A 16,763-nucleotide genomic window follows, 5' to 3' on the forward strand; every position below is an offset into this window, starting at 1 on the left:
CGTCACGGAACCGGTTGCGGGAATTGTTTTGCCGCAAAAAAACGTTACCGAAACAAAAAACGTTACCGCAACGAAAGCCGTTACCGCAGCAAAAGCGCGTGCCGGCTCTATTAGTTGCCGAAATAGCGTTGCAGCAAACGCTGGGTTGATGCCGGCACCGCGGCCGTTGCGGCCTCACCTTTGCGACGCTTGCCAAAATGGCCGCGCAACTCGGTTGCCAACACCTTGCCGAGCTCCACACCCCATTGATCAAAACTGTTGATGCCCCAGACAAAGCCCTGCACGGCGGTGCGGTGCTCGTATAGCGCGAGCAATTGCCCGGTGCTGTAGGCATCAAGTTGATCGAGCAGCAGCACATTCGATGGCCGGTTGCCGGGAAATTCGCGGTGCGGGATCAGATCTTCGTTGACACCTTCGGCGCGCAAATGCTCAGCGGTCTTGCCCAGTGCCAGCGCATCCGGCTGGGCAAAGAAATTGGCCATCAGCTCGTCGTGGTTATCGAGTTCGTTGTCGGCCAGTTTGTATGGCCGCTGTGAGCGCCGGAAGCCGATGAAGTCAGCCGGAATGACCCGGCCTTGATGGATCAGCTGATAGAACGAGTGCTGGCTGTTGGTGCCGGGTTCGCCGAAATCAAATTCACCGGCTTCAAATTGCAGCGGCCGGCCTTCGATATCGACCCGCTTGCCGTTCGACTCCATATCGACCTGCTGGATATGCGGGGTGAATTTTTTCAGTGCCTGACAATAGGGCAGCAGTGCCCGTACCGGCCGATGCAAAAAGCTGGCATTCCAGACCCCGAACAGCCCGAGCAAGACCGGCAGGTTGCGGTCAAACGGTGCGCTCAGCAAATGCTGATCGATGCTGCGGGCGCCATCCAGAAACTGCTGCATCGGTTCGCAGCCAAAATGCAGTGCCAGCGGCAATAGCCCGACCGACGAACAGACGCTGTAGCGACCGCCTACCCAATCCCAAAAACCAAACGCATGATCGGTATCGATGCCAAACGCGGCGACGGCGGGCAGGTTGGTCGACACCGCCACCATGTGCTGACGAACGGCATTGCTGCCGAGTGCGCTGGTCAGCCAATCGCGCAGGGAGCGCGCATTGAGCATGGTTTCGGTGGTGGTGAAGGTTTTCGAAATAACCACCACCAGCGTTTCTTCCGGATTTAGATCGTGCGTGGCCCGAGCCAGATCGATCGGATCGATATTGGCCAGAAAGCGCAAGCGGCGGTGCTCGGCGGCGGCCGCGCATTTCGGTTCGGTGCGCAGCGCCTCCGCGACAAAGCTGGTGCCGAGGTAGCTGCCGCCAATGCCGACCGCGATCACGTTACGCAGCGGTTTGCCGGTGGTGCCCAGCCATTTGCCGGTCCGGACTTCTTCGGCGAATTTGCGAATGCGCTCACGCGCCGCCAGCACATCCGGCACCACGTTGTGACCATCGATGGTGTAGCGATCGCTGGCATTGGCGCGCAGCGCGATGTGCAGCACCGAACGGTTTTCGCTGCGGTTGATCGGTTCGCCGGCGGCCATGGCGCGCAGCTTGCCTTTCAGATCGCTGGCGTGGGCCAGATCAAGCAGCAGCGACACGGTGGAAAGATTGGCGTTCTGGCGGCTGTAATCCAGCACGATGCCATCGTGCTCGGCAACCATTTGCAGGCTGCGATGGCTGTCGGCGAGCAGGTCGCGCAGGTGGCTGGCGGCAATGTCGACCGCATGCCGCTGCAGCGCACGCCAGACGACGGTTTCAGCTATCGACACGCTCATGCGGTCCTCATTCATAGCAAGTGAAAATACAGCAAGAAAAAACAGGGCAACGTAAACGGGCCGGCACGCCAGTGGTTCTGGATTGCCATTGCGATGCCAACTCGGCCGTTTGTGTTTGCCGAGCCGGCAACGACAGAAAACCGATCAGCTAGCTGATAATAGTCGACTGGCGCGCGCCAGCGCGGTCAGCGCTGACCAATTCCCGGCTTTCATTTCCGCGGCCGGGGTCAGCCAGGAACCGCCGACACAGGCCACGTTAGGCAAACTCAGATATTGCGTAGCGTTGCTGGTGCTGATGCCGCCGGTCGGGCAAAACCGCAGCTGACTGAACGGACCGTGGAAGGCCTTGATGACCGGCGCGCCACCGGCTGCTTCAGCCGGGAAAAATTTCAGCGTCTGCAGTCCGTATTCCAGCGCCAGCTGAATTTCACTGGCGGTAACCGCGCCCGGCAGCAGCGGCAGCTTGATGCGATCGGCTGCCAGCAACAATTTTTCCGTCAACCCCGGGCTGACCGCGAACGCGGCGCCGGCATCCTTGACCCGCTGCAATTGCTCACCGGTCAATACTGTGCCGGCACCGACCACGACATCGGGCAGCGCTTTTGCGATCGCGCTGATGGCTGTGAAGGCGGCATCGGTGCGCAAGGTGATTTCCAATACGGTGACCCCGCCTTCACGCAGGGCTTCGGCCATCGGCAAGGCGTGCTTGGGTTCGTCGATCACAATCACCGGCATCACCGGCCAGGCTTTGGCGAGAATTTCGGTCACATTCATGTTGTTTTCCTGTCTTTGCCGACGGGTGTTGTCGGGTGCTGAATAGCGATTCGTTATGCAGATGCGTTAATGCCAATCAATCGTTGTGCGCGTTGTGCTGAAAACGGCTCCGATACGGCTGCCGTCAGAGCAGCGGCGAGGCGCCCATTTCTGCCGCCGACGTATGCTGCCGGAACAGTTGGAACAACTCGCGACCGTAACCGAGCGCCGGTTGCGGCGTGTGGCTGGCAAGCGGCCGCTGTGCCCACTCCGTGGCATCGACCAGCGCTTCAAGTTGTTGGTTGCCGGCATCCAGTCGTACGACATCGCCATCACGCAGTTTTGCCAGCGGACCACCGGCCAGACATTCCGGGCTGACGTGAATCGCGGCTGGAATCTTGCCGGAGGCGCCGGACATGCGGCCATCGGTCACCAGTGCAACCCGGTGGCCCTTGTCCTGCAGCACGCCGAGTAGCGGTGTCAGTTTGTGCAATTCCGGCATGCCGTTGGCGCGTGGACCCTGGAAGCGTACGACGACCACGACATCGCGATTCAGCGCGCCAGCTTTGAAGGCGGCATCAACGGCTTCCTGGGTGTCAAATATCATCGCCGGTGCTTCGACGATGTGTCGCTCCACCGGCACCGCCGAGGTCTTGATCACGGCGCGGCCGAGATTGCCTTGCAACAGCTTCAAGCCGCCATCTGCTGAAAATGGCGCGCTGACGGTGCGGACGATATTGCTGTCCAGACTGATTTTTGCAGCGTCTTTCCAGATCAGCTGGCCATCCTGCAAAAACGGTTCGCGAGTGTAGTGGTGCAGACCTTCACCCATGACGGTTTGCACATCGCCGTGCAGCAAACCAGCGTCGAGCAGTTCGCGGATGACAAACGCCAAACCGCCAGCGGCATGAAAATGGTTTACGTCGGCATCACCATTGGGATAGACCCGCGCCAGCAGCGGTACCACCGCCGACAGATCGCTGAAGTCATCCCAGTTGATGATGATGCCGGCGGCGCGCGCCATCGCGACCAGATGCAGCGTGTGATTGGTGGAACCGCCAGTTGCCACGAGGCCGACAATGGCGTTGACGAAACTGCGCTCGTCGAGCATGACACCGACTCCGATCGGGGTCGTACCAAGCGCCGTGATCTCGCACACGCGTTTGCCGGCGGCGGCGGTCAGTGCGGCGCGCAGTTCAGTACCCGGATTGATGAAGGCGCTGCCCGGCAGATGCAGTCCCATGATCTCCATCAGCATTTGATTGCTGTTGGCGGTGCCGTAAAACGTGCAGGTGCCAACGCCGTGATAGGCGCGCGCTTCCGATTCGAGCAATTCTTCCCGACCGACTTTGCCTTCGGCATAGAGTTGGCGGACTTTGGCTTTTTCCTTGTTGGAAATACCGGTGGTCATCGGCCCGGCCGGCACCAGAATGGCCGGCAGGTGGCCGAATTGCAGCGCACCCATGACCAGGCCCGGAACGATTTTGTCGCAGACTCCGAGCAGCAACATGCCGTCGAACATTGCGTGACTCATTGCCACCGCGGTGCTCATGGCGATCACATCGCGGGAAAACAGCGACACCTCCATGCCGGGCGTGCCCTGGGTGATGCCGTCGCACATGGCCGGTACACCGCCGGCAAACTGGGCGATGCCTCCGGCAGCACGGACCGCCTGTTTCAGCACGGCGGGGTAATCGTGGAACGGCTGGTGGGCCGACAGCATGTCGTTGTAGGCCGAGACGATGGCGATATTCGGCGTGTTGTTGCCACTGCGCAGCAGCAGTTTCTCGTCTGGCAGATTGGCGGCAAAACCGTGGGCGAGGTTGGCGCAGGCGTGACGGTTGCGGACCGGTTGGCGGGCGTAACTGGCGCGAACCTGAGCCAGATAGCTGGCCCGGGTCGCAGCTGAACGTTCGCGGATGCGATCGGTGACCGCCTGCAGACGGGCGTGCAAGGTCGCCATCTAGCCTCTCCAAATTGGGGCAAGTCTGCTGCTTTGAATACCTATGCAGACTTGCACTATGTTAGTGCGTCATGTTTTTCGACTATCAAGCGCCAATATTGACGCTGGCATCCGCTTGGATTCTGCCCTTGAACGCGGGCAAATGCTACCCTCGACCGGCAATTTTATTGCGCTGCCGCTTGCGGTCCCCCGGCCTTTCCGGCAAAGTCTCGGCACTAATAAAATTCATGATTGCACTACATAAGTGCATTGAGCTGCCGTTCCGAAGACGGCAGCGCAGCGGATTTGAGGCGGAAGACAAAGATGGCAACTGACGAACTGCCCCCGTTTGAGCTGGTGATTTTTGGCGGCACCGGCGATCTGGCCATGCGCAAGCTGCTGCCGGCGCTATACCAGCGCCAGCGGGCCGGCACCTTGGCGGCTGAAGGCCGCATCATCGCCAGTGCCCGCGAACAACTTGACCGGGCAGCGTTTGTTGCCAGGGTCGAGGCGCAGGCGGCGCCATTCATTCCGGACAGCGAACGCGACCCGGCGCAGTGGCAGACGTTTTTGCAACGGCTCGATTACGTTGCCATCTCGGCAGCCGAGCCGGCCGGCTATCAGCAACTGCAACAGAAGCTGGCCGCGTTTCCGGATCGACAACGCATTTTCTATCTGGCCACGGCGCCGCAGTGGTTTGGCGTGATCAGCGAGCAACTCAAAGCGGTCGGGCTGAACGGTGCCAACAGCCGGGTCGTGCTGGAAAAGCCGCTGGGCCATGATTTGGCGTCGTCTTGCCAAATCAACGACATGGTCGGCCGGTGTTTCAACGAGAACCAGATTTTTCGCATCGATCATTATCTCGGCAAGGAAACTGTGCAGAACCTGCTGGTGCTGCGCTTTGCCAACCGCTTGTTCGAGTCGCTGTGGAATACCGAGGCGATTGATCACATCCAGATCACCGCTGCCGAGCAGATTGGCGTCGAAGCGCGCGCCGGCTTTTATGACGGCGCCGGTGCCCTTCGCGACATGGTGCAAAACCATCTACTGCAATTGCTCTGTCTGGTGGCAATGGAACCGCCGGCCAGTCTCGATGCCGATGCGGTGCGTGATGAAAAGCTGAAAGTGTTGCGCTCGCTGAAACCGCTCAGTCGTGACACGGTGGCGGCCAATGTCGTGGCCGGTCAGTACAGCGCTGGCACGATCAATGGCAAAGCCTTGCCGGGGTATCGCGATGAGCCGGGCGTCAAGGCGGGCAGCCAGACCGAAACCTTTGTCGCGCTGAAAGCGGAAATCAACAACTGGCGCTGGGCGAAAGTGCCGTTCTATCTGCGCACCGGCAAACGTCTGGCGACGCGCTATTCGGAAATCGTCGTGCAATTCCGCGAGGTGCCGCATTCCATTTTTGCCGGTCAGAAACTGGAAGCGAACAAACTCATCATTCGTCTGCAGCCGGAAGAAGACATCACGCTGCAATGGCTCGGCAAGCAACCGGGCACCGGCATGCAGGTTCGCGATGTTGCCCTGACCCTGGCCGACGCCGGCGGCGAGCGCGTGCCGGAGGCCTATGAGCGCCTGCTCAGTGAAGCGATTCTTGGTCGGCAAACCCTGTTCATGCGTCGCGACGAACAGGAAGCGGCGTGGAGTTATGTCACGCCCATTCTTGATGCCTGGGCCAGTGCCGCGCATCAGCCAGCGATGTATCCGGCTGGCAGCTGGGGCCCGGAAGCGGCGACCCGCTTGCTGACTCGCGATGGTCGCGACTGGCATGGAATCAGCTGATGCAACGCGATCCTTCCATGCTGAGCGAGCACAGCTTCAGTCATCCTGATGCGCTGTTCGATGCCGCAGCGGAACAAGTGGCCGAGCAGCTTGAACGGGCAATCGCACAACGCGGGCTTGCCATGCTGGCGGTCTCCGGTGGCAAATCGCCGGAAGCGTTATTTCTGCGGCTGTCTGCCATGTTGCTGCCGTGGCGTCGCATTCAGATAACGCTGGTGGATGAACGCTTTGTTCCGCCGGATCACGCCGACAGTAACGAACGCTTGGTGCGTGAAACCCTGCTGCAGGGGCGTGCTGCGCAAGCTCATTGGTTGCCACTCTATCAGCCGGGCATCAGCATCGAGGCAGCGGCTCAAATGGCTGATGAGGCTTTGCAACAGTGGCCATTGCCGTTTGATGCGGTTGTGCTGGGCATGGGTGATGACGGCCACACGGCTTCGTGGTTTCCGGACGCCGATGAGCTGAGCAGTTTGCTGGCACTCGACAACACAAAACGGGTGGCGGTATCGCATCCGAAAAAAGCACCGCATGCGCGGCTGACCTTGACCCGCGCCGCCGTGCTCAACAGTCGGTTGATTCAACTGCTGATTCCGGGCGCCAACAAGCAGCCGGTTTTCCAGCGCGCCCGTCAGGACGCCGCGCCACTGGTCGAGTTACCGGTGCGTGCCGTGCTGCATCAGGACCGGGTGCCGGTGCACGTGTATCGCACGCAGTAGCACCGACCGGCAACTTCAATTACGGCTGCCATTGCAAGGCAGGAAAAAACAGCGCGGCTTTTTTCACAGCCGCGAATACAAGAGAACAATGCAATGATGGCTCCTTTGCTGACCGGTTGTGATCTGGTTGCCGATATCGGCGGCACCAATGCCCGTTTTGCTATTCATCATCTCGGCGAGTTTCTGCGCGAACAGGTGTTGCCGTGCAAGGATTTTGCCCGCTTCGCCGATGCCTTCCGGCACTACTGCGATACGCAACAGGTACAGCCGGCGCGGGCGGCGATCGCTATTGCCAATCCGGTGCTTGGCGATCGGATACAGATGACCAATCATCACTGGGCGTTTTCCATTGCCGAAACGCGCGGAGAACTCGGTCTGACCGTGTTCAATGTCGTCAACGATTTTGAGGCGCTGGCCTTGAGCCTGCCGTATTTGCCGGCGGCGGATCTGAAACAGTTGGGCGGTAGCGAGCCGGTGGTCGGTGCCGTCAAGGCCGTCATCGGTCCGGGTACGGGTTTGGGTGTTGCCAGTCTGGCCAGCAGTCACGGTCACTGGCAGGCGTTACCGGCAGAGGGGGGCCATGTCAGTTTTCCGGCTCGCACCGCCCGGGAATGGGCAATGGTGGAATGCCTGGCGCCGAAGTTTGACAACCATGTGTCGGCCGAGCGCTTGATCAGCGGACCGGGCTTGGCGCTGATGCATCAGGCCCTGGCACAAATTGATGGCGTCAGCATCGAGTCGTTGACGCCGGCCGAGATCACGGCACGTGCGCTCAGCAATCAGGATCCGCGCTGCCATGAAGTGCTCGAACTGTTCTGCATTGCCTTGGGCAATGTCGCGGGCAATTTGGCATTGACCGTTGGCGCGCGCGGCGGCGTTTACATCGGTGGCGGTATCGTGCCGAAGCTGGGTGATTTTTTCTCTCGCTCCGGTTTTCGCGCGGCGTTTGAAGACAAGGGCCGGTTTGATCATTATCTGGGTCCGATTCCGGTCTACGTGATTCATTCACCCTATCCGGCCTTTGTCGGTGCAGTCCGGAGTTTGTCGGTATGAATCTTTGCCGACTGCTGCAACGGCAGCCGCGTCCGTGCTGATGCGGATCTGATGGCATGACGACGCTTGATACCGTTGCCGATGCTGGTGCCGCTCGTGTCGACTGCCGCGCGCAGCTGGAAAATTATTTTCAGCAAGTCGATCAATTGTTGCTGCAACGTCAGGATCCGGTCACCGGCTTGTTTCCGGCCAGCACCGCCGTATCCGTGCACGGCGATTACACCGATGCCTGGGTTCGCGATAACGTCTACAGCATTCAGGCGGCATGGGGACTGGCGCTGGCTTATCGCAAGGCCGGCGTCGACAACGCCCGGGCTTATCTGCTCGAGCAAACGGTTGTCAAACTGATGCGCGGTCTGCTGCTGGCCATGATGCGTCAGGCTGGCAAAGTGGAACGCTTCAAGCAAACCCAGGACCCGCTTGATGCGCTGCACGCCAAGTACGGCACTCGCAGCGGCGATGTCGTGGTTGCCGATGATAAATGGGGCCATTTGCAGCTTGATGCGACTTCACTTTATCTGCTGATGCTGGCACAAATGTCGCGGGCCGGTTTGCGGATTATTTTCAATCTGGATGAAGTCAGTTTTGTCCAGAATTTGGTGCATTACATCGGTCGCGCCTATCGGACACCGGATTACGGCATCTGGGAGCGTGGCAACAAGATCAACAACGGCCGACCGGAAATCAACGCCAGCTCGGTCGGTATGGCGAAAGCCGCGCTGGAAGCCATGCGCGGACTGGACCTGTTTGGTCAGGACGGTGATGCCCGCTCGACCATCCATGTCGTCGCCGATGAAATCGCCCGATCGCGCGCTGCGCTGCAATCACTGTTGCCGCGGGAGTCGCTGTCAAAGGAAGTCGATGCCGCGCTGCTGTCGGTCATCAGCTATCCGGCATTCGCCGTCGAAGATGATGCGCTGGCGCTGCGCACCCGTGAGCAGGTCATCGCCAAGCTCGCCGGCCCGTACGGGTTGAAACGCTTTCTGCTCGACGGTCACCAAACCGTTATCGAGGACAACAGCCGCCTGCATTACGAAGACGATGAGTTGCGCAGCTTTGCCAACATCGAATCCGAGTGGCCGTTGTTTTATTGCTATCTGTTGCTGGATGCGCTGTTTCGCCAAGACCCGGCGCAGGTGCGCTACTACCGGGACAAATTGCAGTCGCTGACCGTGCTGAAAAATGGCATGGCCTTGCTGCCGGAGCTGTACTACGTACCGGAATCGGCCATTGCTGCCGAGCGGGCGGCGCCGGGTAGCCAGCCGCGCGTTGCCAATCACAATCTGCCGCTGATTTGGGCGCAGAGCCTGTATTTGCTGGGCAATTTGTTGGCCGATGGCCTGTTGCAACCGGAGGACATTGATCCGTTGCGGCGGCACCAGCGACGGCCGCGGAATCTGCCGACCATACGGCTGGCCGTGATCGCGGAAAACGCGCAGGTGAAGCAGCGGCTCAGTCAGGCCGGCATTGCCGCGCAAACAACCGACGAGTTGCCGGACATCCGCTTTGCCGAAGCCGATGATCTGTCGCGCATTCTGCAGGAGCTGGGGGCAAATCCCAAACTGGGCTTGTCGGGCCGACCGTTTCGACGATTGCGATCGTTGGCGACGGCACAGGGCTATCGCATCGACGGTCGTTTGCATCTGTTTTTTGGCCAGTATCAGAATCCGCACAGCTTTTATCTGGCGGTCGACAACAGCTTGCTGATTGAGCAGTTCCGCGCTGAGTTGTCCTATGTGGCACGGCACTGGGATCAGCCGGGTGCGCCGGTGCTGCTGTTCAAACTGCGCGCCGTGGCGCTCGATGGCGAAGGGGCAGACGCGGTTATCGCCGTGCTGCGCGAGCTGCAATCCGGTCAGTGCGCGGGCATCGGTGTCGAGCTCAGCACGGTCAGTGATCTATTGACCGATCTGGTGCCGGTGGAGTTGGCCGTGCAGTTGCCCGCCGAGTTGCCGAGCCATGAAGTCAATGTCATTGCCCGCTGTTACTACCTGCCGTTTGATCCGATCCAGTCGCGTAGCAATTTGCCCGACGCCATCACCAGCAAGATGCCGTTTGCCTTGCTGATGCAGCAGTTGATGCTGTCGCAAAAGCTGCCAGAGCAGCTGCGGATCATGCAGGCCCTGGCCAATCATTACGGTCTCGATCAAGACAGTGGCATGGCCGGTGAGCAGCCGTTGCCGCTGCGTCAGCTGGTCAAGGAGCTGTATCACAAGGCCGCCTCGATCGGACACTGGGCGGCGCTGCGATTTGCGGCCGGTTTGCTCGACAAGACTCACGCCGGTTTGGAAGATGCGGTGGCGGAGCTGATTGCTCGCCAGCGTCAGGTCGTGTTCGGTCGTGCAGTCGCCAGTTATGTCACGGTGTCGGCGCCGCTTGCCAACGACAAGATTCACGCGCTGATGCGTCAGCACACTGGCCGCGATCCACGCGAATGCCTGCTCAATCAGGAAGTGCTGGTCTATCTGGTCATGCAGGTGCGTGCCAAACCCGAGCTGCTACAAGGTTTGCTGTCCATTCGCACCAGCCATTTGCTGTTGCTGATGATCAGTCAGTTGGCAGCGGAACGCGGCATTGCCCAGGATGCCGCATTCGAATTGCTGTGCACGCAAGCGCCGCATGAGGTGTTCACCCGGTTGAAAGCGGTGCTGGAGCAATATCAAACCTCGCTGGGCAATCTTGCGCGCAACGAGCGGCTGCATTTTTCCTTCGATAAGAGCGCAGCGCAGCAGGACGAGGGCATCAAACCGGTCGAATTTCTGCCAGCCGATGATCCGCAGCGTGCTGACGGCGAAAACGACTGGCGCGCCTGGCGCAACCGGGTCGGCGTGGTCAACCGTCATCCCGACTGGTTTCACACCGACATCTGGCACCTGCTGAAACACTGTGATGGCATTGTGCTCGGTGATCGCTACGAGCGCAGCAATCTGCTCGACACCAAGGCTGTGCATGACGCCACTACACCGGGCGAGCCGGCGTTTGCGCTGCAATTCGAAAGCCTGCTCAATGAGCTGCCGGACCCGGCCTACCGGCATTTGAATGTGGAAGCGCTGATGGCATTGACGGCGATGTTTCGGGCCAACCCCAGCCTGGTGCTGAACGATCGCATTGTGCTCGATGCGCTGCTGAGTTACGCGGTGAAATTCGAGTGGCTGGCCCAGCATCCCGATCACGCCGACCGCTACAACGAATTTCGCAGTCGGGCCTGGGATGCGTTTTATTTGCTGGCACCGCATCGGGTCGCCAATGCGGTGATTCGCGCTGTCGAATACCTGCTTGAGGAAACGCGGCTCCCAGCCGCGTCCTGAGCTGCCGCATGGACGCCCACCACGCTCAGAACGCCGCGCCGGAAGCCATGATGAGTCTTGCGCAAGGCCAATGCGATGCGCCATACGCCGTGCTCGGCTGGCACAAACAAGGCCGGCGCTGGTGCTACCGGACCTGGCAGCCACAGGCGACAACCGTGACGGCGCTCGCTGCCGATGGCAGCACAGCGATGACGCTCAGTGCCGAGCCGATTCCCGGTTTGTTTGTCCTGCAGGATCAAGCCAAACGATGGCCAATACGCCTGACCTGCGATGACGGCGCAGCAAGCCATTCATTCGACGCATGGCAATTTCGCCCACCACCGCAACTGCAGTTTGATGTCAGCAACCGGCATCGCGTGCTCGGTGCCAGAATCGTCTCGCGCCAGCTCGGCCAGTCGCGACTAACCGGTGCATGGTTTTCATTGTGGGCACCGGCGGCACGCGCCGTTTATCTGGTCGGCTCGTTCAATGGCTGGGACGATCGCCGGCAGCCGATGCAACGGTTGGCAAATGGCTGCTGGTGGGCTTTTGTGCCGGGTGCTGCGGCCGGCGATTACTACAAGTTCGTTGTTACGGACTGTCATGGCCAGCGCCGGGAAAAATCCGATTCGCAGGCGCGGGCGATGGAACTGGCACCGGGCAATGCGTCGCGCATCAGCAACGATGAGCGTTACCGCTGGCGCGATCAACGGTGGCGCCAGCGTCAGCGCCAAGGCGTCGCAACTGATCAGCCCATGGCGGTGTATGAATTGCACGCCGGCAGCTGGCGCCGTCATCCCGATGGCCGCCATTACAGCTACACCGAGCTCGCCGATGCGCTGATCCCGTATCTGCTTGAGCTCGGTTACAGCCATCTCGAATTTCTGCCGCTCAGTGAACACCCGTTCAGTGGTTCCTGGGGCTATCAGCCGGTTGGGCTGTACGCCGCGACCGCGCGCTTTGGTTCCCCTGCGGATCTGAAAGCCCTGATTGATCGCTGCCATCGCGCCGGCATCGCCGTCATTCTGGATTGGGTGCCGGCGCATTTTCCGCGTGATGAGCACGGTCTGGTCCGTTTTGACGGCACCGCCTTGTACGAACATCCGGACCCACGTCGCGGCGAGCATCCGGATTGGCAAACCCTGATTTACGATTACAGCAAGCCAGAGGTTTGCGATTTTTTGATCAACAACGCGCTGTACTGGCTGCAGGAATTTCATTTTGATGGCCTGCGCATCGACGCGGTGGCCTCAATGCTGTATCTCGATTATTCCCGTGGCCCCGGGCAATGGTTGCCGAATGCTCGCGGCGGTCGGGAGAACGATGATGCCGTGGCATTCTTCCAACGTCTGCATCGTGTGCTGCGCGAACACTGTCCGGGTCAGTACACCATTGCCGAAGAATCGACGGCGTGGCCCGGTGTGACCCGGTCAGTGGAAAGCGGAGGCCTCGGTTTTGATTACAAGTGGAACATGGGCTGGATGCATGACAGCCTGCGCTATCTCGGCAAGGATCCCATTCATCGCCGTTATCATCATGGCGACCTCAGTTTCGGTTTGAGTTATGCCTTTAGCGAGCAATTTGTGCTGGCGCTGTCGCACGACGAAGTGGTGCACGGCAAGGGTTCGATGCTCGGCAAATGCCCCGGTGACAATTGGCAGCAATTTGCCAATCTGCGCGCCTATTACGGCTTCCAGTATGGCCATCCCGGCAAGAAATCCCTGTTCATGGGCGGCGAGTTCGGCCAGCGCCGGGAATGGAATCATGATCGCGAACTGGACTGGTTCCTGTTGGCGGACCCAGCACACAAAGGGCTACAGCGTTGGCTCACCGAACTGAACCGGACTTATAAAAATTGCCCGGCTTTGTGGCAGCAGGATTTTTCGCCCGCCGGTTTCGAGTGGATAGAGGCCGATGCCGCTGATACTAGCCTGTATGCGTTCATTCGCTGGGATCGTGATCGTCGCCAGCCGCTGATCGTGTTGTGCAATTTCACGCCGGTCGTGCGACACGGCTTTCGTCTGGGTGTGCCGGGTTTTGATCAGTGGCGCGAGTGCCTGAACAGTGATGCGGCGGTCTTTGGTGGCTCCGACATTGGCAACGCGGCGGTGCTGCAAACCGACGCGATCAGCGCACACGGCCGTCGGCACTCCATCATGCTTGAGCTGCCTCCGCTGGCCACGGTCTGGTTGATGCCGGTGTCAGCGGACGCGGCATGAACCCCTCTATCTGGAGACCCCGAACATGACGAAACCCGGAGCCAGCTTGCCAACACGGCGGTTCGGTCGCAGCGATTTTGAGGTGTCGGTGCTGGGCTTTGGTGCCCAGTGGATCGGAGATCCGGCGCTGGCTGAGCGTGATGTGGCCAATGTCATTGCCGCGGCGCTGGATGCCGGCATTACGCTGTTTGATACAGCGAGGTTGTACTTTGCCTCGGAGCGTCGACTCGGTACGCTGCTGAAACCGGTGCGGCAGCAGATCATCCTTTCGAGCAAAGTGGGCTACGACATTCCCGGCACCGAGGACTGGAGCTTTGCTGCGGTCAGTCGCGGGGTGGATGAGGCTCTGCGCGTCTTGCAGACGGATTATCTTGACGTTGTCCATCTGCATTCCTGTGGCCTGCAGTACTTGCAGCGCGGTGAGGTGATCACGGCGCTTGAACAGGCCAAGACGGCGGGCAAAGTCCGGGCAATTGCTTACTCCGGTGAAAACGAGGCGTTGGCCTTTGCCATTCAATCGGGCCGCTTCGACAGTGTGCAGTGCTCGGTCAACCTGATTGATCAATATGCGCTGCAACAGCTGTTGCCGGCGGCCCGCGAGCAGGGGCTCGGCGTAATCGCCAAGCGCTGTCTGGCCAATGCCATCTGGACCTACCCAAGCTTGCCGGCACGCGACGATCTGGCAGAATACTGGCCGCGCTGGCAAGCCATGTCGACGCTACCTTTGTTGGCCGAGCTGCCCGCGGATGAAGTGGCGCTGCGGTTTGCCGCGTTTGCACCTGGCGTCAGCAGCGCCATTATCGGCACCACGAAAGTCAGCAGCTTGCAGCGCAATCTTGCGCTGTTGGCCAAAGGGCCGTTGCCGGCAGCCGCACAGCAACAGATCCACGAGTATTTTCACCGGTTGGGCCAGCACTGGCCCGGTCGGGTGTGAGTGCAGGAGCGTTGTTACCGATGTCTGAAATCGCGCTGGAAGTTGGCCGACCGTATCCGCTCGGCGCCACCTGGGAAGGCGCTGGCGTCAATTTCGCGCTGTTCTCGGAACACGCGGAATCGGTTGAGCTCTGCCTGTTTGATGCGCTTGGCCATCGCGAAACCGCGCGGATTCCGCTGCGTAATCGCACCGGCCGAATCTGGCATTGTTTTCTGCCGACGGCGCGGCCCGGTACGGTCTACGGCTATCGCGTCTATGGTCCGTACTCGCCGCGTGAAGGGCACCGGTTCAATCCGCAAAAATTGTTGCTCGATCCTTACGCCAAAGCACTGGTCGGCGAGGTGAATTGGGATGAGTCGCTGTTTGGTTATCGGCAAGGTGGCCGGCAGGAATGGCGCATCGACAGCCACGACAGCCAGCAGCACATGGCCAAGTGTGTGGTCATTGATCCGACCTTCAACTGGGATAATGATCGTCTGCCGAACGTGCCGCTCAGCGACACGGTGTTGTACGAGCTGCATGTCAAAGGCTTCACCCAACTCAATTCTTTGGTGGCGCCGGAACTGCGAGGCAAGTATCTCGGTCTGGCGGCACCGGCCGTCATCGATTATCTGAAAAATCTCGGTGTCAGCACCGTTGAGTTGTTGCCCTGCCAGAGCTTCTTGTCCGAACGATCATTGGTTGAAAAGGGGCTGGGCAACTATTGGGGCTACAACCCGATGGCGTTCTTTGCGCCGGATCGCCGCTACGCCATCAAGGATGCGACCGTTGAATTCAAAACCATGGTCAAGAAGCTGCATGCCGCCGGCATTGAAGTGGTCATGGATATCGTGTTCAACCACAGTGCCGAAGGCAATGAACTCGGCCCCCATTTGAGCTTCCGCGGCATCGACAACAAAGTGTATTACCAGCTCGATCCGGAGGACGCCCGGTACTATCGCAATTTCTCCGGCTGCGGCAACACATTGAATGCTGAACATCCGCAAGTGCTGAAGCTGATGATGGACTGCCTGCGCTACTGGGCCAGCGAAATGCACGTCGATGGTTTCCGCTTTGATTTGGCATCATGCCTTGCCCGGCGCGACGGCCACTTTGATGCCAGCGGCTCGTTCTTCAACATCATTCATCAGGACCCGGTGTTGTCCCATCTGAAACTGATGGCGGAACCGTGGGACTGTGAACCCAACGGCTATCAACTCGGCCGGTTTCCCGGCGGCTGGTCGGAATGGAACGACAAGTATCGCGACAACATGCGGGCGTTCTGGCGTGGCGAGGGCGGTCAACTCGGTCAGTTTGCCGAGCGCCTGGCCGGCTCCAGCGATCTGTTTGCCAACAAGGCACGCGAGCCAACCGCGTCGATCAACTTCATCACTGCGCATGATGGCTTTACCCTGCATGATCTGGTCAGTTATCAGTACAAGCACAACGAAGCCAATCTGGAAGACAACCGCGATGGCGCCGATCACAACGGCAGCTGGAATTGCGGCGAGGAGGGCGAGTCGGATGATCCGGCTGTCATCGCCTTGCGCGAGCAACAAAAGCGCAACTTGCTGGCCACGCTGTTGCTGTCGCAAGGGGTGCCGATCGTGCTGGCTGGTGATGAGTATGGCCGCAGTCAGGGCGGCAACAACAACGCCTACTGCCAGGACAATGAAGTCAGCTGGTTGCGCTGGAGTTGGGGTCCTCGCGAGCGCGAGCTTCAGGCGTTTGTCCGCCGGCTGATCGCGCTGCGCCGGCAGCAACCGGCACTGCGGCGGCGACGCTTCTTCGACGGTGTGCCGCAGGACAACGGTGAACGCGATGTCAGCTGGTTGCGCGCTGACGGCCAGATGATGAGCGATGCGGATTGGCATGACTGGCGTGCACGGTCGCTGGGCTTGCTACTCAATGGCCGTTATACCGGTCAGCTGGATGCGATGGGCCGTCCGGTCATCGGCGATCATTTGCTGATTCTGCTCAACAGCCATCATGAGCGGCAGCACTTTCAATTGCCGGCACCGCCGGATGGGGCACTGTGGGAGTTGGTGTTTGATACCGCGGAAACTCAGGTCAGTACACTGCCGATGTATTTCAGTGCCCACGATCCGTATCCCTTGCAGGGCCGCTCGTTCGTTGTTTTACTGGAGCGGGTTGTGCAACGCGATCGCAGCCGGTTGAGCTGAGCGACGGCTACTGCCGGCAATCTTCATTCAATACCTGCATCGAGCGTTCTCGGCGTTCAGAACATCGACGTTCAATATCGTCGGCATTCAGTGCGATTGGCATTCAATACCGTCGACATTCCATCGCGATTGCTGCGATGCGGTGCATG

General features: G+C 59.9%; 10 protein-coding genes. 7 read left to right on the top strand and 3 right to left on the bottom strand.

The window, feature by feature from the left end:
- Window positions 1-110 precede the first annotated feature (110 nt).
- The 3 genes from pgi to edd all read right to left on the bottom strand — a co-directional run bounded on the left by pgi (window position 111) and on the right by edd (window position 4,473).
- A complete protein-coding gene (pgi, locus tag HPT27_RS10675) occupies window positions 111-1,766 on the bottom strand; it encodes a glucose-6-phosphate isomerase (protein ID WP_172242895.1) in 1,656 nt (551 codons plus the stop codon).
- A gap of 144 nt (window positions 1,767-1,910) precedes the next feature.
- On the bottom strand, window positions 1,911-2,540 hold the full coding sequence (locus HPT27_RS10680) for a bifunctional 4-hydroxy-2-oxoglutarate aldolase/2-dehydro-3-deoxy-phosphogluconate aldolase (protein WP_172242898.1): 630 nt from the start codon (window positions 2,538-2,540) through the stop codon (window positions 1,911-1,913).
- A gap of 124 nt (window positions 2,541-2,664) precedes the next feature.
- A complete protein-coding gene (gene edd / locus HPT27_RS10685; RefSeq protein ID WP_211198035.1) occupies window positions 2,665-4,473 on the bottom strand; it encodes a phosphogluconate dehydratase in 1,809 nt (602 codons plus the stop codon).
- A gap of 312 nt (window positions 4,474-4,785) precedes the next feature.
- On the opposite strand from edd, the gene zwf reads away from it, so the two are divergent.
- From zwf to glgX, 7 genes are all read left to right on the top strand, one after another.
- The gene (gene zwf, locus HPT27_RS10690; protein WP_172242904.1) at window positions 4,786-6,243 is read left to right on the top strand and encodes a glucose-6-phosphate dehydrogenase; all 1,458 of its coding nucleotides are present in this window, start codon (window positions 4,786-4,788) and stop codon (window positions 6,241-6,243) included.
- Window positions 6,243-6,959: a 6-phosphogluconolactonase gene (gene pgl / locus HPT27_RS10695; protein ID WP_172242907.1), complete on the top strand. Its 717-nt coding sequence runs from the start codon at window positions 6,243-6,245 to the stop codon at window positions 6,957-6,959. The genes zwf and pgl overlap by 1 nt, the downstream gene beginning before the upstream one ends.
- A 93-nt stretch (window positions 6,960-7,052) precedes the next feature.
- Window positions 7,053-8,012: a glucokinase gene (gene glk / locus HPT27_RS10700; protein WP_172242910.1), complete on the top strand. Its 960-nt coding sequence runs from the start codon at window positions 7,053-7,055 to the stop codon at window positions 8,010-8,012.
- Window positions 8,013-8,068: 56 nt separating this feature from the next.
- Window positions 8,069-11,320 carry a glycoside hydrolase family 15 protein gene (locus HPT27_RS10705; RefSeq protein WP_172242913.1) on the top strand — a complete coding sequence of 1,084 codons (3,252 nt, stop codon included), beginning with the start codon at window positions 8,069-8,071 and terminating at the stop codon, window positions 11,318-11,320.
- 8 nt (window positions 11,321-11,328) lie between these two features.
- Window positions 11,329-13,518 (top strand): 1,4-alpha-glucan branching protein GlgB, encoded by a 2,190-nt coding sequence (gene glgB, locus HPT27_RS10710; protein WP_211197930.1) that lies wholly within the window; start codon window positions 11,329-11,331, stop codon window positions 13,516-13,518.
- Window positions 13,519-13,543: 25 nt separating this feature from the next.
- Window positions 13,544-14,452, top strand: a complete 909-nt coding sequence (locus HPT27_RS10715; protein WP_172242916.1) for an aldo/keto reductase — start codon at window positions 13,544-13,546, stop codon at window positions 14,450-14,452.
- Between the two features lie 20 nt (window positions 14,453-14,472).
- Window positions 14,473-16,614, top strand: a complete 2,142-nt coding sequence (gene glgX, locus HPT27_RS10720) for a glycogen debranching protein GlgX (RefSeq protein WP_172242919.1) — start codon at window positions 14,473-14,475, stop codon at window positions 16,612-16,614.
- Window positions 16,615-16,763 lie beyond the last annotated feature (149 nt).

Source organism: Permianibacter fluminis (genome assembly GCF_013179735.1).
Classification (GTDB): domain Bacteria; phylum Pseudomonadota; class Gammaproteobacteria; order Enterobacterales; family Permianibacteraceae; genus Permianibacter; species Permianibacter fluminis.